The organism is Exiguobacterium chiriqhucha RW-2 (assembly GCF_000416965.1).
Lineage (GTDB): Bacteria > Bacillota > Bacilli > Exiguobacteriales > Exiguobacteriaceae > Exiguobacterium > Exiguobacterium chiriqhucha.
The window spans coordinates 113,800-132,488 of sequence record NZ_ATCL01000022.1; the positions used below are offsets into that span (position 1 = coordinate 113,800).

General features: G+C 51.9%; 17 protein-coding genes. 10 read left to right on the forward strand and 7 right to left on the reverse strand.

Annotated features, from left to right (window positions below):
* Positions 1-63: 63 nt before the first annotated feature.
* Positions 64-3,570, reverse strand: a complete 3,507-nt coding sequence (locus M467_RS30100; RefSeq protein ID WP_021067944.1) for a chitobiase/beta-hexosaminidase C-terminal domain-containing protein — start codon at positions 3,568-3,570, stop codon at positions 64-66.
* A gap of 388 nt (positions 3,571-3,958) precedes the next feature.
* Here M467_RS30100 and M467_RS30105 point away from each other — a divergent pair, with 388 nt between their 5' ends.
* The 6 genes from M467_RS30105 (at position 3,959) to M467_RS30125 (ending at position 9,188) form a co-directional block, all read left to right on the forward strand.
* Positions 3,959-4,714, forward strand: coding sequence for an alpha/beta hydrolase (locus M467_RS30105; protein ID WP_021067946.1), 756 nt, complete (start codon positions 3,959-3,961; stop codon positions 4,712-4,714).
* Between the two features lie 141 nt (positions 4,715-4,855).
* The gene (locus M467_RS30110; RefSeq protein WP_021067947.1) at positions 4,856-6,553 is read left to right on the forward strand and encodes a glycoside hydrolase family 13 protein; all 1,698 of its coding nucleotides are present in this window, start codon (positions 4,856-4,858) and stop codon (positions 6,551-6,553) included.
* Between the two features lie 47 nt (positions 6,554-6,600).
* Positions 6,601-6,936 (forward strand): hypothetical protein, encoded by a 336-nt coding sequence (locus M467_RS30115; RefSeq protein WP_021067948.1) that lies wholly within the window; start codon positions 6,601-6,603, stop codon positions 6,934-6,936.
* Between the two features lie 64 nt (positions 6,937-7,000).
* On the forward strand, positions 7,001-7,204 hold the full coding sequence (locus M467_RS30120; RefSeq protein ID WP_021067949.1) for a YwbE family protein: 204 nt from the start codon (positions 7,001-7,003) through the stop codon (positions 7,202-7,204).
* A 1-nt stretch (position 7,205) separates the two neighbouring features.
* Positions 7,206-7,373: a hypothetical protein gene (locus M467_RS31820; protein WP_021067950.1), complete on the forward strand. Its 168-nt coding sequence runs from the start codon at positions 7,206-7,208 to the stop codon at positions 7,371-7,373.
* 351 nt (positions 7,374-7,724) lie between these two features.
* Entirely contained in the window at positions 7,725-9,188 is a 1,464-nt protein-coding gene (locus M467_RS30125) for an alanine/glycine:cation symporter family protein (protein ID WP_021067951.1), read from the forward strand.
* 51 nt (positions 9,189-9,239) lie between these two features.
* Here the strand turns inward: M467_RS30125 and M467_RS30130 are convergent, their stop codons facing one another.
* Entirely contained in the window at positions 9,240-10,040 is an 801-nt protein-coding gene (locus M467_RS30130; RefSeq protein ID WP_021067952.1) for a formate/nitrite transporter family protein, read from the reverse strand.
* A gap of 95 nt (positions 10,041-10,135) precedes the next feature.
* On the reverse strand, positions 10,136-10,522 hold the full coding sequence (locus tag M467_RS30135; RefSeq protein ID WP_021067953.1) for a VOC family protein: 387 nt from the start codon (positions 10,520-10,522) through the stop codon (positions 10,136-10,138).
* Between the two features lie 81 nt (positions 10,523-10,603).
* Here M467_RS30135 and M467_RS30140 point away from each other — a divergent pair, with 81 nt between their 5' ends.
* Genes M467_RS30140 through M467_RS30150 form a run of 3 tightly spaced genes read left to right on the forward strand, consistent with a single transcriptional unit; the run spans position 10,604 to position 13,890 of the window.
* Positions 10,604-11,722, forward strand: a complete 1,119-nt coding sequence (locus M467_RS30140; RefSeq protein WP_021067954.1) for a GTPase — start codon at positions 10,604-10,606, stop codon at positions 11,720-11,722.
* Positions 11,723-11,734: 12 nt separating this feature from the next.
* Positions 11,735-12,877 (forward strand): YcjF family protein, encoded by a 1,143-nt coding sequence (locus tag M467_RS30145; RefSeq protein ID WP_021067955.1) that lies wholly within the window; start codon positions 11,735-11,737, stop codon positions 12,875-12,877.
* 50 nt (positions 12,878-12,927) lie between these two features.
* Positions 12,928-13,890: a 2-hydroxyacid dehydrogenase gene (locus M467_RS30150; RefSeq protein ID WP_021067956.1), complete on the forward strand. Its 963-nt coding sequence runs from the start codon at positions 12,928-12,930 to the stop codon at positions 13,888-13,890.
* 48 nt (positions 13,891-13,938) lie between these two features.
* Here the strand turns inward: M467_RS30150 and M467_RS31715 are convergent, their stop codons facing one another.
* The 4 genes from M467_RS31715 to mgsA all read right to left on the reverse strand — a co-directional run bounded on the left by M467_RS31715 (position 13,939) and on the right by mgsA (position 16,674).
* Complete coding sequence (locus M467_RS31715; protein ID WP_021067957.1) at positions 13,939-14,718, reverse strand: YflT domain-containing protein; 780 nt, start codon at positions 14,716-14,718, stop codon at positions 13,939-13,941.
* 13 nt (positions 14,719-14,731) lie between these two features.
* Complete coding sequence (locus M467_RS30160; protein ID WP_021067958.1) at positions 14,732-15,247, reverse strand: YflT domain-containing protein; 516 nt, start codon at positions 15,245-15,247, stop codon at positions 14,732-14,734.
* Positions 15,248-15,360: 113 nt separating this feature from the next.
* Positions 15,361-16,170 carry a hypothetical protein gene (locus M467_RS30165; RefSeq protein ID WP_021067959.1) on the reverse strand — a complete coding sequence of 270 codons (810 nt, stop codon included), beginning with the start codon at positions 16,168-16,170 and terminating at the stop codon, positions 15,361-15,363.
* 90 nt (positions 16,171-16,260) lie between these two features.
* Positions 16,261-16,674 (reverse strand): methylglyoxal synthase, encoded by a 414-nt coding sequence (mgsA, locus tag M467_RS30170; protein ID WP_021067960.1) that lies wholly within the window; start codon positions 16,672-16,674, stop codon positions 16,261-16,263.
* Positions 16,675-16,898: 224 nt separating this feature from the next.
* Between mgsA and M467_RS30175 the strand changes: the two genes are divergently transcribed.
* Positions 16,899-18,686, forward strand: a complete 1,788-nt coding sequence (locus M467_RS30175) for a mechanosensitive ion channel (protein ID WP_021067961.1) — start codon at positions 16,899-16,901, stop codon at positions 18,684-18,686.
* Positions 18,687-18,689 lie beyond the last annotated feature (3 nt).

Here is an 18,689-nt window from a genome sequence, read left to right on the forward strand (position 1 = left end):
CACGAATGAAAACGCAAAAGGCCGCAGACAATCTGTCTGCGGCTTGCGTATTCGATTCAATCGTTATTTTTTGATGACGACCGTGTTCGCGGATGCGCCTTTCGTGTAGCTGATCTGTTTCACATTCTCTGCGCCACGGATTTCAGCCAAGTTCGTTCCATCAACAATTACTTCTTTGACAGTTGCGCCGTCGAAGTCGATGATGGCACCGGCTTCTTTCGGTTTCACTTGAACGACGATGTTTTTGAGCGGGTCACCTGTCAATTCCGTGTAGGCGCCGCGTACGAAGATGCCGTTCTTGAAGTTTGTGCCTTTGCCGATCGTCACGCCGATGAAGTCATCTTGGAGGACGAGGCGTGCAGCCTTGTTGTTCTCGACCGTGTAACGCGTCAATTCCACTTCTGGCTCCGGAGTGAGGTCGATTTGTGCGAGGACCGGATCGTGGTCACTGGCGCGACCCGACATTTCCGTGAAGTCAGCGTTGACGTGAATCATATCGATTTCGGTCGTCGCCGCTAAACGGTTTGACACGAGGATATGGTCGAGCACTTGCGAGTTCCCTTGATAGACGTACGAGTAACGGTCGACAGCTGGGACTTTCTCGACCATGTTCGTCATCAAGTCGCCTTTGAAGATTTGCATCGCATCCGAGAATTCGAAGTCGTTGAAGTCACCGAGGGCGACGACGTTCGCGTCAGGGTTGTCCGTTTTCACGTCAGCGACGAAGTCATGGACGATTTGAGCGATTTGTTTACGTTGGACTTCACTGCCGAGCACGACCGGCTGTTTCGAGCCGAAGAAACCAGTGTCGCCACCTTTCGAGTTCCAGTGGTTGGCGATGACGACGACGTTCTCGCCTTGGAAGTCGAACTGGGCCGCGAGCGGTTTACGTGAGCTGTTGAACGCCGGGTTGAGCGGGTCGATGCGGCCCGGGTTGTGCGTCAACTTGCCGTTTTCATAACCGACAGCTGTCGTTGCGTCACCGGCAGGGATGCCTTCTGTGAGCGAGACACGTTCCGGGTCATACAAGAAGCCGACACGGATGTTGGCATTTGGTGCGCCGCCGTCTTTATTGTACTCAGGATCGATATTGACGTACTTGTACGATTTGCCGCCAATCGAGACGATATTGTCAATCAAACGTTGGTAGCTTTGGTCGGCCGCAGAATCGCCTGTGCCTTCCCCGTTGTTATCTTGGACTTCGGTCACACCGATGATGTCCGGGCTGTTCAACTCCTCGACGAACGCTTTCGCGAGTTTGAGGGCTTTCTCGTCCGACGTCTCTTTGACGTTGTTCGAGAAGTTCTCGAGGTTGTAAGAGGCGATCGTCAATTTGTCCTCTTCAGCTTCGATGAACGTCGCCTCACGCTTGGCATCACCTTTGACGAAGGCAGCCTTCATCTCATCAAGACCTGCTTGAATCTTATAGTTGCCGTACGAGTATCCAACGACACCGACGATCGGGCCATTGAAGCGGTCACCGGTCGCGACATCGAAATCACGAGCGTCGGCATTCGGTTCGAGACGGAATTGAATCCGTTCCGGGTTGGCATCATCTTTTTTCAACAGAATACCACCGTTGAACGTCTCGGTCGGTGTTGCTTCGAGCACGGTCACGAGGTCGCCGTTCTGTTGCGGTGACACCGATTTGAGGTTGCCCGTCTCGACGCGCATCCCTTCAAGGCTCTCCCAGAAGTCGATGGCGTCTTTGTCCGGGTTGAAGACGGCGAGGGCATCGCTGTCGATGAACTCGGTCGGCAAGTTCGACGCGTCGATTTTCAGCGGCGTCGGGAGTGTGACACCGCTCTTGACGACGTTGACACTTCCGTTGCGTGTATCGATTTGCGTCATCTTCATATCCGTCTGTTGACGGTCGCTGTAGCCTTCGATGGCGTACTCGCTGACGAGACCTTTCACGTTGACAAGGTCACCGACTTGGATGCCCGCGATCGAACGGCCACCATACAAGATGATTCCTTCTGACGTGCGTGCATCTTGGTCGGCTTCCATGTCAGGCGTTTGGATATAGTAATACGTCGTACCCATCGAGACGAACGAGTACGTGACGACGCCTTCGACGCCTTCAACAGTCTGTCCGTTCATCGGTGACGTGTGGCTTGCGCCTTGGATGTCATGGATGCGGATTTTGTCCGTGATTTTATAGTCGAACGTCGTCACGGCGCTGAACGCATCACCCGATTTGACGGCAACTTTGAGCGTTTTCGTCTCCTCGATGCGGACTGGTGACGTATAAAGGGTACCGTTCACTTTCGGGTCCGACCCGTCGAGCGTGTAATAGATGTCAGCGCCCGCTGTCGTCGTCGAAAGTGTCACGTCTTGTGGACCGACGAACGTGCCCGCACCTGGCTTCGCTGTCGCCGGACGGAGTACCGATGCGTCGATGACTGTGTCAGATACGTCGCGCGGAATGATTTGATACGTATTATCGAACTGTTGCACGATACCCGTGATTGACGAGTAGTTGACGTCTGTCTGTAAATCGAGAATGCCGCGCTCATCACGCACGACGAACTCTTTCGTTCCATCCGTCGCCGTCAAGTTTTGCCCGCTACCTGAGAGGGTGACGTTATTGACGGTGACGAGTTCAGACTCGACGTCCTCATTGATTTGTTCGCCAGTGAGGACTTGCGCAGCTGGGACGCTCGCCGCTTGTTTTGACACGACGACGGCGCTGTTCAATTGAAGCAATTCACGATACGAACCGATGGCACCCGTGACGACGACTTCATCACCGACGTTGACGGCAAGTGACGTCGGACGGACCGAGAGTCCGCCTGTCGCATCTTGAATCGAAATCGTGTTGGCCAGTTTCGCCGTGACGACTCCTTTAATCGTGACCGTTTCACCTTCGGCTTTCGTACGGGCGTCACTGATTGAAATCGGAGTGACCGGCGCCGGTGGTTCTACCGTACCGCCATCGCCGTAGTCGACGCCTTGGAACGTGTGTGATCCGAGGTTCGTGAACGTATCGATTGGTTGTGTGTTCCATTCAGTGGCCGGGTCGAACGCATCCGCGCCGTTCGCATCCCCTGTCGTGACCGTATCTTTCCGAACCAACGACTGGTCAGCCGTGGCTACCGTCGTTCCCCATTTCGTACCCGGATCGAATCCGACTTGACCGAAGACGTCGAGCACCGTGTCCCCTTTTTTCAAGACGAGCGTGTCGTCGCCGTTAAAGTTCGTCACACCGCTTGTCGTGTTCGACTTCGCTTTCAAGGCATCACTTGCGCTGGCGTTGACGATGACATACGTGCCACCTGGCTCGAGCGTACCTGTCAAGTTGAGGGTCGTGCCTGGAGCCGTACCGCCGTTTGAATACAGTTCAAGTTTATAGGCCGAGAGGTCGATGGCCGCATTCGTTCCATTGAACAGTTCAATCGCTTTATTGTTGCTCGAGCCTTCAACGTATTCCGAGATGAATAGGTCTGAAGCGTTCAGCGTCTCTGCGTGTACGTTTGCCGCGATCGGCGTCATGCTGCTGACGATGAGTCCGGCTGATAAGGCGAGGCCGGTCATTTGTTTGAATGAACGTGCTTGTGGTTTCCCCATGTGTTAGTCTCCCTTTGATTATGTAGATGGCCGATACGATGTCCCAGTTCGTGTGGTCACTTGCTTGAGCGGATGCCCCCTTTAGGCCAAAACGAAATGATAGCGCTTACATTACTCGACTTAACGTAAGGAAGTTGCGTTCGTACTCCCTCCATCGATTGACGGATTTCACTATCATTTACCAACTTTTCAACTACATGTTAAACATAACCAAGCAGACGTCAGAACTCAATCCACTTATTGCGAAGTTCATATTACAGTTTGATTACAGACTTGAAGAGAACTGAGCAAGTAGGCAATCGGGTTGACGGGACGTCCCCCAACTCTTACAATTCATTAATACAATTAAGTGTATCGGTTAACTGTGGATTAAATGGGGAGGAAACGAATGACGACAATTACTTATCCGGTCATCCCGGGAGCGGGCGCGTTTTATTATGAAGGAAATGATATCGGCATCTTGTTATGCCATGGCTTTAACGGGACGCCTCAAAGTGTGCGTGACGTCGGAATCGCCTTGATGGAGAAAGGATTCACCGTCTTCGCACCACGGCTCAAAGGACATGGGACGGATCCGGAAGAGTTTCGGCAATCGACACGCCGCTGCTGGTATGAGTCGATGGAAGCCGGTATCCGTCTCTTGCGTGAGCGATGTCGACACGTCATCGTTGTCGGGCAGTCAATGGGCGGGACGCTGGCGATGAAGGCCGCTTTGGCCGGGCAGGCCGATGCAATCGTCACCATCAATGCGGCGTTGTCCGTGCCAGGCTATGCCTGTCACGCCACGGACGATGTCTGTCGTTTCATTGATGAAGACGAACCGGATATCTGTGCACCGGGCGTGTACGAGATCGTCTACGACAAAGTGCCGACGTCAGCCATTCGGGAATTACTCGCGCTCATCGAGGAAGTGCGACCGATGGCGGCCGAGGTGACCGTGCCGACGTGCGTCATCCATTCGGCCATCGATAACGTCGTGCCGCCCGAGGACTCGATGTGGTTGTACGAGACCGTTCAAGCCCCAAAACAACGAGAGGTGCTCGAACAGTCGTATCATGTGGCGACGATGGACCATGACCGGGAGCGGTTAGCGGACGTCATCGGCGCATTCTGTGAACAAGTTGCGACAGCCCCAAAAATGTAGTCTCCGGACTACATTTTTTTATATCTCATTATTTGCAAACGCTTGCACAAGTGCTATTGTAGGATTAGATTCAGCCTAAAACAGGTATTGCTGTTCAAGAATATAAAATATAAATGATGAGATGTAGGAGGCAAGCGGCGTATGGAGTCAATGGTCAGCAGAGAACAAGTGGCGAAAAAAACGGTTACCCGCACGTGGTGGAAAGAAGCGATCGCGTATCAGATTTACCCGCGTAGCTTTAAAGATTCGAACGGAGACGGGATTGGTGATCTCCGCGGTATTATCGAGAAGCTCGATTATTTAGAAGACCTTGGCATCGATGTGATTTGGCTATGTCCGATGTACAAATCTCCGAACGATGACAACGGCTATGATATCTCGGACTATCAAGACATCATGCAAGAATTTGGGACGATGGAAGACTTTGACGCCTTGCTCAAGGCCGTCCATGCACGCGGCATGAAGCTGCTCTTGGACCTCGTCGTCAACCACACGTCCGATGAGCACCCGTGGTTCGTCGAATCGAAACGCTCGAAAGACGACCCGAAACGCGACTGGTATATCTGGCGCGATGGGACGGATGGGGGACCCCCGAACAACTGGGCGAGCATCTTTGGTGGTTCGGCGTGGGAGTACGATGAGACGACCGAGCAATACTATTTGCACGTCTTCTCCAAAAAACAGCCGGACTTGAACTGGGAAAATGAAGACGTGCGTGGTGCCGTCTACGATATGATCAACTGGTGGCTCGACAAAGGCATCGACGGATTCCGGGTCGATGCGATCAGCCACATCAAGAAGATGCCAACCGAGACGATGTTGCCGTCTCCAGACGGAAAACCGCACGTCACGGCGTTCTCGATGTATTCGAACATCGATGGCATCCACGACTATCTCCAAGAGATGAAACAAGCGACGTTCGCCAATTACGATATTATGACGGTCGGCGAGACGAACGGGATTGAACCGCAAGCCGCCGATCTATGGATGGGACCGGAAAACGGGGCGATGAACATGGCGTTCCATTTCGATCATGTTGACATCATGCGTCAATCACGTCTAGCGCCGCTCGATGTCGTCGAGCTGAAGCGCATCTTTGACAAGTGGCAACAAGGCTTGCTCGAGACGGGATGGAACGCCCTCTATATCGAGAACCATGACATGGTCCGTGCCGTCTCGCTCGTCGGGGATGAGAACCACTATTGGCGTGAGAGCGCGACCGCCCTCGGCATGATGTATTTCTTCATGCATGGGACACCATTCATCTATCAAGGGCAGGAAATCGGCATGAAGAACGTGCCGCTTCCGTCCATCCATGACTATGACGATGTGGCGACGAAAAATGAATACTTCGAACGGATTGCCAACGGGATGAGCGAAATCGATTCGATGCAGCACGTATGGGGCACATCACGCGACAACGTCCGCACCCCGATTCAATGGGACGCGTCACCGAACGCTGGTTTCTCGACAGCGTCGCCATGGATGCCGATTCATGAAGAGTATGAGACGCTCAACGTCGACGCCCAATCGAAGGATGCCCATTCGATTCTTTCGTTCTATAAGGCGATGATTCGTCTTCGTCGTACGGAAGACACGTTCACGTACGGCAGTTACCGCGATTTGTTGCCGGAACATCTGCAAGTGTTCGCCTATGAGCGCACGTTCGAACAACAGACGTTTTATATCATCGTCAACTTGACGGCAAACCCTGCCGAGACGACGCTGCCTGGTCTCGACAAAGCGACGCTCGTGTTAACGAATGAGATGGATCCTGAGACAATCGAGACGGACACGTTTATGCTGCGTCCGTTCGAAGCAAGACTGTACCGCTTATAATGAGAAGACACCTTCCCGGCGAAGGTGTCTTTTTAGGAGGTAGGAAGATGCAGCATCAAATAGAGATGGGAAACGATGAGACGACATTCGAGTTCGTCATCGCGGAAGCGTCACGCGACACGTTACGACTCGTCCATGCACAAGTCATCGAGACGATCCGGACGGAGGAATATGTCCAATTCGCACGAGACTTGACCCATGCCTTTCATACGCTACAAGGAGTCGCCCGATTACAAAATGAGGCAGGACGAGTGATTTTGACAATCTCGTTCGAACGAGGCCGCGTCGAGGTCGAGACGGCTTGGGGACAGGGGACGAACCGATTCGAGACCGATCAAAGTTATTTGACGAGGACGGTCGGACAAATCGGCATCGTGGAATAGATTGTGACAAACGCGGGAAAAGAGCATATGATAGAGGTTGACTATACGGAAAGGGGTGTCGGGTATGGATGGCACGAAACGCGCGGACATTCGCCCAGGGCTCCACGTCCAGATTGTCCTAAAACAAGATCAGCGGAGTGGGAAGTTGACGTCAGGCGTCGTCAAAGACATTTTGACGAACTCGCCGCGTCACCCGCACGGCATTAAAGTACGCTTAAGCGATGGACAGGTCGGTCGGGTGAAAGTGATCGAAGCTGGAGGTGAATAACATGACTGAAAAGAAATTAAGTTTTCAAGAGGCGATGAAGCAAAAACTCGCTGAAAAGAAACAAAACGAGACGAAAGTGCCGACAGGACTTCGTGGGACGAAGCAGAAACCGTTGACGAACCAGTTGACGAAGAAGCCGAACAACCAGAAGAAACGGACAGGCGTTTAACAAGCAGCCGCTCAATGAGCGTCTGCTTTTTTTATTTCCCAAATGAATAGTGAAAGGAAGCGGTATGTTCTATACATACAAATCTATTCACAAAGCGAATAGTTTGAAACAAGTTGAATGAGGACGTCAAAAAACAGCAGGGAAATAAAGATTTATTATTTCTTTCAAATAACTTTGTAAGCGCTTTAAATAAAGCTATAACTCAACTTTTGTTATATAACATATGAAATAAGTGTGAACTGACCTATAAAAAAATTATTGATAATTGTCAGAATCTTTGTATAATTCAAAACAAGACATTATAAAAAATCTTAACAACTTTAGATTCACACAACAGGGAGGAACTTATTTATGGAAGCCGTGCAAAGCATGTTACAAGGAAGCGTCGATTACATGAACAACATCTTATGGACGTATGTTCTCATCGTCGCGCTCGTCGGAGCAGGGATTTACTTTACAGTGAGGACGCGCTTTATGCAGTTCCGTTACTTAAAAGAGATGTTCCGGGTCGTTACTGAAAAACCAGAAGTCACAGACAGCAAGAGCATCAGTTCGATGAAATCATTCTTCATCGGTGCGGCCACACGCATCGGGACTGGTAACTTGGCCGGTGTCACTGTCGCCGTGACGGTCGGTGGACCAGGAGCGGTATTCTGGATGTGGATCGTCGCGCTTCTCGGTGGAGCGACAGCGATGATTGAGAGCACGCTCGCTCAAGTATATAAAGTAAAAGATGACGTCGCTTACCGTGGCGGTCCAGCATACTACATTGAAAAAGGACTCAACAACCGGGCCCTTGGTATCGTCTTCGCCGTCTTAATCGCGGTGACGTTCGGTCTCATCTTCAACTCAGTGCAATCGAACACGATCGCGGCCGCGTTTGATAACGCGTTCGGCATCGATGCCGTCGTCGGTGGAGCCATCCTCGTCGTCTTGACTGGATTGGTCATCTTCGGTGGTGTACACCGTGTCGCCAACTTCTCGGCAATCGTTGTACCGATTATGGCTGGATTGTACTTGGCAATCGCAGCTTATGTCGTCGTCGTCAACATCACAGAAATCCCAGGCGTGTTCGCGATGATCTTCCAGAGCGCATTCGGTCTTGAGCAAGCGTTCGGTGGATCGGTCGGAGCAGCCATCTCGATGGGTGTACGTCGCGGTCTCTTCTCGAACGAAGCAGGTATGGGTTCGGCACCAAACGCGGCAGCAGCTGCTGAAGTTTCACACCCAGCGAAACAAGGTTTCCTTCAAGCGCTCGGCGTCTTCTTGGACACGTTGATCGTCTGTACGGCAACAGCGGCCATCATCCTCCTCTCAGACAGCTATGCTGCCGGTAACGGAGAAGGAATCGTCATGCTTCAAAATGCATTGAGCGAACAAATCGGATCGTGGGCGCCAGCGTTCGTAGCTGTCAGTGTCTTCTTGTTCGCCTTCAGTTCAATCGCAGGTAGCTACTACTACGGTGAAACAAACATCGAGTTCATCAAGAAGAGCAAAAACGCAGTTCTTGGTTTCCGCCTTGCGACAATGGCGTTCGTCTTCATCGGAGCGGTCGCAAGCCTCGGCTTCGTCTGGAGCTTGGCTGACTTGTTCATGGCAGGGATGACGTTAATCAACATTGCAGCCATCACATTGCTTGGTGGCGTCGCCTTCAAAGTCCTTCGCGACTACGAAGAGCAGCGTGCCCAAGGGCTCAACCCACGCTTCTCGGCCCGTAAACTCGGCATCGAGAACACGGAATGTTGGGACGTCGAAGAAGAAGAAGTCGCACAAGGTGCAGTCCAAGCGGCTGCTGCCGATACGACAAAAGGTTAATTCGTTCAATATGCAACAACAGGGGCCCTGCGCATCGGGGCCCCTGTCTTTTTATGCTTGTTGACGGATGGATTCGATTTTCGTATCGGCTGGCTTGGCGTTCAAATGGACGTACGTCCCGGCGACGAACAAGGCACCGCCCACGATATTGCCGAGCGTGGCGAAGACGAGGTTATGCAACGCTAGACTGACGTTAATCGCCTCGGACGGGACATAATAGAGCACGAGCCCGAAGATGCCCATATTGGCAATCGAGTGCTCGAAGCCGGCGGCGAAAAAGACGACGACCGGTAGCATCGTCAGCATGATTTTGGCGACATCATTCTTCGTTTTCAGTGGCATGAAGATAGCGATACAGACGAGGATGTTACACAAAATCCCTTTTAAGAAAATCGCGAGCGCCTCGCCGCCCATCTTTTTCGCAGCGACGACGGACAAGAGATGATCCGTGTCGACGTCACCCATGCTGTGGGCACCGATGACGAGCCCGACGAGGATCAGTGCACCGACGAGGTTACCGAACCAGCTGATACCCCAGACGGCCGTCAAATCGCACCAGTCGACACGTCCGCGTTTCGCACCCGTATACAGATACATCGTGTTGCTCGTGAACAGCTCGCCGCCCATCCAGACGATGAAGACGAGCGCGACCGAGAAACTCATCCCGGCGAACAACATCGTCCCGGGCACATCGATGAACATGTTACCGACCGAAAAGGCAAAGACGACCCCAATCCCGATTAGAAAACCAGCGACGATGGAGCGGAGTGCGTAGTGACCGAACGCATGACGCAACAGCGTCGCTTTTTTATAGGCGGCTTCTTCCATATACTCGACAGCTTGTTTTTCCATTTGAACACGGCCTCCTTTAGACAACTTAAGTCTAGGAGGTCCAACAAAAGTTTGCAATTGTTTTCACAAACTTTTTTGAAAGCCGTTTCAACTGTTCACATCGTTGCCACGAGTTCGACTTTCATGCGGTCGGGATCCTCGAAATAAAGAGCGATATAGTTCGGACCACCGGCATAAGGGAATCGGTCGGCATAGAGCTCCGTGAATCCGTGCTGAGGCAATTCCGAGCGCAGTCGCTCGAGTTGCTCCAATGAGGCGGCATGAAAGGCGAGGTGGTTCAACCCTGTCTTTTTACGATGATACGGCGGTTCGAGGTGGTCGGCCTCAGTTTGGACGAAGACGAGATACGTGGCGCCGAATCGATAACTTCGCCCTTCGTCCCATTGTTGATAGACGGTATAGCCGAGTTCGGTGAGAAGCCAGTCCCAAGCGTTCAGGCTCTTCGTTAAATCGGAAACGTACAGTTCGACATGGTGCAGCATCGGTCTCATCCTTCCGTCGGACGTTTCAAATGTGTCCGTTTAGTATAATGGTTATTATATAACGAATGCAGGGGGAACCATATGGACAACACGGGGCTTGTCTCGAACATATTGATCGCGGGGAAGACCGGGGTCGGGAAGAGCGCTTTTTTAAATTACATTTATGGGCGTGACGTTGCCGAGTCACGTGCCGGCAGCCCGGTGACAGCCGAAGGACTTCACGAATACGAGTACTACGATCTCGAGCGCGGTATCCTGTTCCGTTTCTTCGATACGTGGGGACTCGAGGCGGACCGATCCGACGAATGGCATGAAGCGGTCCTCTCCATCGTCAACAAGCGAGAAGGTGCGCTCGATATCGCCGACTGGTTCCATACCATCTATTATTTACTCTCGATCAACTCGGGGCGCGTCGAGGCGTACGAACTCGAATCGATTCTCAAACCGCTCTACGCGAAGCGAAGCAATGTCACAATCATCTTGACGAACTATAACCCAGACAGTGCGATGAACGTCGAGAAGGCGGAAGCGATGGAGGACGTGCTCATACGCGAACTCGGAATTTCACGAGATGCGATGATTCGCGTCAACAGTGTCGAAAAGAAATTGCTCGGCGGACAAGTCGTGCCGCATATCGGCTATGAGGCGGTGTGGCAACGTAATCGGACCAACCTCTGGAAAGACGTCGAACGAAAACTACCGCATAACTTGACGCGTCATTTATTGACCGAGTTAGAGGCGTGGCGCGCCCGGAGCTATCGTTCGGCTGAGACGATTCGCATGATCACCCCGCAAGTGATGATCAGCTGGAAAGCCCGCCAAATCGAAAAAGACTTGGAACGAACGCTCGAAGCGGCCGCTGAGACGACAGAGGCGGCGATGGCCCAAGGCGTTCGGCATTATATTCAATTGATGGAACGCTACCCGCTCGTCGGTGCCCCGTCCGACCTTGTCTTTAAAGCGCGTCGGGTCGAGCTCGGGTTTGATTATTCGTTTAACCGGACCGTCCGAAAGATGGTGCTCGGCATGATTCCGGGCGTCCATTTCATTTATTGGGCATTCAAACGGCGAACGGCGGAGCGCGGCATCAAGAAAGCCGTCAATCAACAATACGAGCTGGTCAAACAGACGATTGAACTGGACGTGCACCGCGGATTCGAGGAAGAGATGCGACGGCTCGGCCGGACGCTCAATCAATGAGGAGGAACGGACATGGATAAACAGACCCCATTCAATTTTGATACGTACGATTTGAAGGAAGAGCTCGACCGCTTACGCGGAAAAGTCAAAAAGCCGAATATTTTCATCGCAGGGGCGACCGGATCGGGCAAGAGTTCGGTCGTCAACCACGTGTTCGGTCGCGACTTGACGAAAGTGGCCGCCGGTGAACCGGTGACGCGGGGGATTCATCAGTTCATGAGCGATGAGATTTCCATCGTGCTCTATGACAGTGAAGGGTATGAGATTGGGAGCGACCGGCAGCAAGCGTATGCCGATGAAGTCATCGGTTTCGTTGAGCGGGCCCAGACGAAAGGCGCTGCCGAACAGATTCATCTCGTTTGGTACGTCATCAACGCCTCGATGAAACGGGTCACCCCGCTCGACCGTGCGCTCATCAAGCAGTTAAACGAAGCGACATCGGTCGCCGTCCTGTTGACACAAATCGACCAAGTCGATGTAGATGAGCTCACGGCCCTCCGACAGGAATTAATGGATGTGGTACCGGAAGAGGCCGTGTTCCAAGTCAGCGTCGCCGCCGAGCTGTTGAATGACCCGGAATTACGGGCCCATCTCGATTGGGAACGTCTTGTCACGTGGTCGGTCGAACAGCTCGACCACTCGCTCCAAGAAGGGTTGCTCATGGAGATTCATGCCGAGAGTGAGGCGATGCTCAAATTGAAGCGGAAGAAGGCGAACCGCATCATCTCGGGTTATGTCGCCAGTGCCGGAACGGCGGCCGCCGTGCCGCTTCCGTTCGCTGATGCGATCGCGCTCACACCGATTCAAGTGACGATGAGCGTTCACTTGTTCCGCTACTGGGGCGTGAAAGCGAACGACGATATGCTGAAGACGCTGATCGGCAGCACCATCATCCCGCAAATCGGACGGGCGCTCTCGAAGACGATTTTACTGAACGTCATGAAATTCTTCCCGGGGGCGAACGCGGCGGCGAGCGTCATCAATGCGACTGTCGCATCAGGCATCACGTGGGCGATCGGCCTCGCCATCAACGAAGTCGCGTACCGGAACGCGATGGACTCATCGAAGACGATTGAGCAACTGCTTGACAGTGACTTTGGCTCGTTGTTCGAAAAGTTCATGGAACAAAATCCAGTGACGAAAAAGAAGTCTTGATCGAACCGGTTTGATACACTGGTCGAGACGAGACAAAAGGGGGAAACGATATGAAGAAACGAATTTACATCACGAGACGATTACCGGAAGAGGCTGTGGCACCGCTACGGGACAAGTACGAGGTCCGCATGTGGGAAGAAGAAGCGAAGAGTGTCCCGCGTGACGTGTTAGTGGAAGAAGCGGCGTCGGCACATGCGCTTTGGACGATGCTCAGTGACACGATCGACCGGGAACTGATTGAGCAAGCCCCACAGCTCGAAGTCATATCGAACTTGGCGGTCGGCTATAACAATATCGATATCGAGGCGGCGAAAGAACGTGGCATCATCGTGACGAACACGCCAGACGTGTTGACCGAGACGACGGCCGACCTCGCCTTCGGATTGATGATGATGACGGCACGCCGGCTTGGGGAAGCGGAACGTGATTTACGGGCCGGGGAGTGGAAGTCGTGGACGCCGATGGGGTACGTCGGCATGGACTTGTATCGGGCCAAGCTCGGGATTATTGGAATGGGACGTATCGGCGAGGCGGTCGCACGCCGGGCCCGTGGCTTCGACATGGACGTGTTGTATCATAATCGGACGCGACGGCATGAATCGGAATCGATGTATGGGTTCGTCTACGCGGAACTCGATGAACTGCTCGAACAATCCGATTTCGTCGTCGTCCTTGCGCCCCTCACCGAGGAAACACGTGGGATGTTAGGGGCGGAACAGTTCGCCAAAATGAAACAGACGGCCAGCTTCATCAATGTCGCCCGTGGCGAGATTATCGATGAGGCGGCGTTGTACGAGGCGTTAAAAGAACAGCGGATTTGGGCGGCAGGACTTGATGTGTTCGCCAAAGAGCCGGTGGCGATGGACCATCCGCTCTTGACGCTCCCGAACGTGACGACGCTCCCGCACATCGGCAGCGCATCGATTCAGACCCGACTCGCGATGATGGCGCTCAACCGAGAAGCCATCATGAACGTGCTCGATGGGGAAGAACCGAAGAACCGCTTGACGTAAAACAAGGACCTGACCGGGTTGCGGTCAGGTCCTTGTTGCATCCGTGGATTAGAAACGGCGAATATTATCCGGATCTTCATAGTCGTTACGGAGTGCCCGATCATCGAGTCCGCGCAACTTGTTCTCGCGGTCATTCAAATCGGATTCTTTGTCCAATCGATCCTGTTCAGGGTCGACGGCTCGGTTCGGGTCATCACCGACCGATTCATTGAACGGTTTCGAATCGACCTCTAAGCCATCAGATGACGGGCGGTCAGAACGGCTCGCATCATGTGTGGCATGTTTCGGTTCATTGTATGGAGTCGAATCGATTTCTAAGCCGTCAGACGACGGGCGGTCAGAACGACTCGCATCATGTGTGACATGTTTCGGTTCATTATATGGAGTCGAATCGATTTCAAGACCATCAGCCGTATGGTGGCCTTGATGGCTCGAGTCGTGTCTCGAGTCGTTATAAGGCGTCGAATCGACCGTCAGTCCTTCATTGTGGCGACGTTCGAAATCTTCGTCCACATAAATCAAGATTTTTCCGGCCTCGACATCGCTATAGTGGCGATTTACCTCTTCTTCGCTCAATCCCATATTTCGAAGTCCCGCGTGGACATCCTCATGCCCGCTCAAGAACGCCCGAACTTTATCGAACCATCCGGTATGGTGTGACGCTTCGGTATGGACGTCTGTCTGACGACGCAAAATCGAGACATTGTCCTCATGCTTGGCGACGACATAGATATCTGAATCTTTGTAGCCTTTCGCACGCAACTCCTCGACTTTGCCGAGTGCCGCGTCTTGCGTGTCATACATGCTGATGAATCGTTTCTCACTCATAGTGTCTTCCTCCTTATAATCGGCGATGGTCTTCTAAACCAGAATGTCCGCGGACGATCGGGTCCTCTTTCGTGCCACGTGGTTCTTCGTCGTGATCATTGAACGGTTTCGCATCGAAAGCGATGCCATCCGCTTCTTCCCCTTTATCATGGTCGAGCGCACTATCTTTTTTGTACATGTTCGGATAGCGTTCGTACGAATGCTTATCGACGTAAAGCAGTAATTTGCCGGCGTCGATGGACGTGTAATATTCTTCCGCCTCCGCGTCACTAAGCCCCATATTCCGCAACTCATCGCGAATGCGGTCGCTTCCGTGAAGGAACGCTTTCACACGGTCCAACCAGTTGACATCACGAATCCCCGATTCGGCATTCACATCGGTGTGGTAACGCAAGGCAGAAATTTCCCCGTCCCGCTTGGCTACGACGTGCATGTTTTTCTCTGCTTCCCCAGCTTGCTTGAGTTCATTCACCTTATCCATGACTTCTTGCTCATTATGGAATAACCCAATGATTTTGCGATCCGACATGTTGTGCCTCCTTCGTAATCGTTTATTTGTTAAATTGACGTCACGCTATTAGTAATTTCCGTTCTAACAAAGGTTCAAACAAAAAACGCCATCTCAAGGCGAGAATGGCGTCATCAATAATAAATCATTAATGTTTCGTTTCCGAGATGGCATCGCGTGTTCTTCCAAACGAACTCGACGAGTGTCCACATGGCCATGAACCCACTGATCGCGAGCAGAATGAGCGCATACACAGGCGTCAATTGAATCAAGAATGACCATCCGAGCGAGAACAGGATGGGCTGGGTCAATAAAACGAACCCGACGTATACGGCAATGATGAGCAAGGCGAATAGAATCCGTCGTCCTAACGTCTGAAAGTGATGGCGAAACCGCGTCAAAAGTCCAAACACGGCACCAGTCAACAACACGGGGAGCACGAATCCGAAGTAGTCGAGCGGGTAAGGCGTGGCCGGTGCCGTGAACAAGCGCAAACTGAACACGTCATCCATGACGAGCAACAGATTCGCATAGGCGAACGCTAAAATCATGCCGAGCAACCAACCGAATTGATTCCAGACGCGACGCGATGATTTGATGGCCTCGATTTTTGTATAGGCCAAAAAGGAGACGTCACGCATCTCGACATCTTGAAGCTTGACCTGGACGTCGTTGAGCCGATCGATGGCCCAGTCGAATTCCCGATTGGCTTGAGTTTTCTCATGCGATTTCAATTCTTCTGACGCCTCGATCATCGTATGGTAGCGGCGGCGATACTCTTCGTTCGTCGTCGGTTGTTCGATTAAGAATAAGGCATAATCCTTCGGGTTTTGCTTGGTCAGCCCCTCTAGCGACTGTCCATTCTTTTCCGCCTGTCGAATATAGCCCGCTAAACTGTCGAGCAACCGATCGGCTTTCGTCTCATCATTGAGCAGGTCGTGCAAGTGCGTTCGGACTTGATCGTAAAACTGTTGAACGATTGGATCGTTCGATACGTGTGATTTCAGAAAAATTCCTCTCTTCTCATAGTTGGATTATTCCGGGGGTGGGTCGTTATGCGATAGCGTCAATGATTCGAAGTCACCTTGTTCGATGCTGCGGATGAGAATCTCACTGCCTCCCATATTCGTCGCTAGCGGGATCGAATACACGTCACAGAGACGCATCAAGGCGCTCACATCGGGTTCGTGCGGCTGGGCCGTCAACGGGTCACGGAAGAAAATAATCATGTCCATCTCGCCTCGAGCGACGGCGGCACCGATTTCTTGGTCCCCGCCAAGCGGTCCGGATTGAAAACAATGGACCGGTAAACCGGTCGCCTCAGCGACGCGCTTTCCAGTCGTACCGGTCGCGAATAATTGATGTTGTTTCAAGACGTGGGCATAGGCTTTTACGAGCACAATCAAATCATCTTTTTTCTTATCGTGGGCAATCAGGGCGATGTTCATCTTGATTCCTCCTCAAAAGACTTCTTCTTTTAATTCGTATCACATTTACTGGAGAAAGACACGACTTCTTTCTTATAAGAGCACTTTCTAAAAAACATTTTTCCGAGAATCATTTTATAGAGGAATAGGAAATGGCAAGGTTTAGGCAAATGCAAATGTTGGTATTTATACAAAGAGTCAAATAAAAGAAATCATTTCAAAAAGAGATTGGAGGAAGATGTTAAATGAACGATACTACTTACAACTTCAACACGTTCATGTCATGGCTGCCTGAGCTTTTGCTTGCATTGGTCATTCTTGTCGTCGGATTCATTTTGGCGAAAGTTCTTGAAAACGTGACGCGCAAAGCGCTTCGCAAAGCACGTCTTGACGATCGTGTAGGTGTGAAACAAGAAGGTGAACCTGGAAAACCTGGAAGAGAGGAAAAGCGGTGGACACCTGAACGCATCATCGCGAAAGTCGTCTTCTTTGGCGTACTGCTTCTCGCATTCTTAATTATCTTTGAATTCTTGAACGTACCGGCTGTCGCTCAACCGTTCAGCCAAATCTATACCGGCTTCTCTGGCTTGATCACAGGCGTCATCAAAGCGGGTCTCATCCTGCTCGTCGCATGGATTATCGCCACGCTCTTGAAGAAAGGTATTCAAATGGCAGGTCATCGCCTCAACTTGAACAAGTTGATGGAGAAGACAGGCCAAGAGTCGACAAGCGTCAATCAGACGAAATGGGTCGACACGGTCGCCAATATCGTCTTCTACCTTGTACTATTGTTAGCTCTTCCGGCTGTACTTGATGCACTTGGATTGCAAGGCATCAGTGGACCATTTGAAGACTTGTTGAACAGTTTCCTTGCTTTCATTCCGAAACTTGTCGCTGCGGCTCTCATCTTCGCGATTGGTTATATCGTTGCGAAAATCGTCCGTGACATCTTGACGAAGTTCTTGGAAGCAGCAGGTCTTAACCGCTTCGCCGAGAAACTTCACTTAGCTGACTACGTGAAAGGCTCTAGTCTTGCGAAAGCGGTTGGAACAATCGTCTTCATCTTGATTATGATCCCGGTCACGATTTCAGCGCTTGAAGCACTTGATATTCGTGGAATTTCGGACCCGGCCATCTCAATGCTCAATGACGTCTTGGCGATGATTCCGAACATCATCGTAGCAATCGTCTTGATTCTCGCCGGTGTGTTCATTGCCAAGTGGTTGAAAGGTGTCGTCGTGTCTCTCCTTGAGAACTTGGGCGTCAACTCACTCGCTAGCAAAATGGGTCTCGGTGGCCGCTCAACGTCATCGACATCGATTGCACAAGTCATCGGAACCATCGTTCAAATCATCATCATCTTGTTGTTCGTATCAGAGGCACTTCAAGTCGCGAACCTCGACTTTATGGCTTCGCTCGCAACAGCAATCTTCGCATACTTGCCAATGGTCATCGCAGCCATCGTCATCTTGGCGGTCGGTTTCTGGCTCGCGAACATGGCAGAGCGTCTCGTCGGTAGCGTGCTCGTAGATGGAGCTGGCCAACCGAGCGTCTTGCGCCACGTCGCGAAATACGCGATTCTTGGAATCGCCTTCTTCATGGCAATCAGCCAACTTGGCATCGCGCCAATGATCGTCAATACGGCATTCTTGCTCATCCTTGGTGCAGTTGCTCTCGCCTTCGGCCTTGCCTTCGGTCTTGGTGGACGTGAGACAGCAGCTCGCTACTTGAAGAAAGCTGAGAAGCGAATCGATGAAACAGAAGTATCGAAAGAAGGTCTCGAGCAAGAAAAAGCACAGATGAATCAAGAAGCCGAAGCTGCGAAGCAACAGGCGAAACAAGGTGTGGAACAGTCGAAACGTGAAGCGAATCAAACGAAACAAGAGTTGAAGCGTGAAACGAATCGTCCCCAAGCCCCACAATCTGATGTGACGAACGTAGACGGTCCAGAACCGAACCCGTTCCACGACAACATCACACCAGATCAAGATAACCGTTCACTTGATGACAACGAAGGTCCACTTCGTCCATAACAG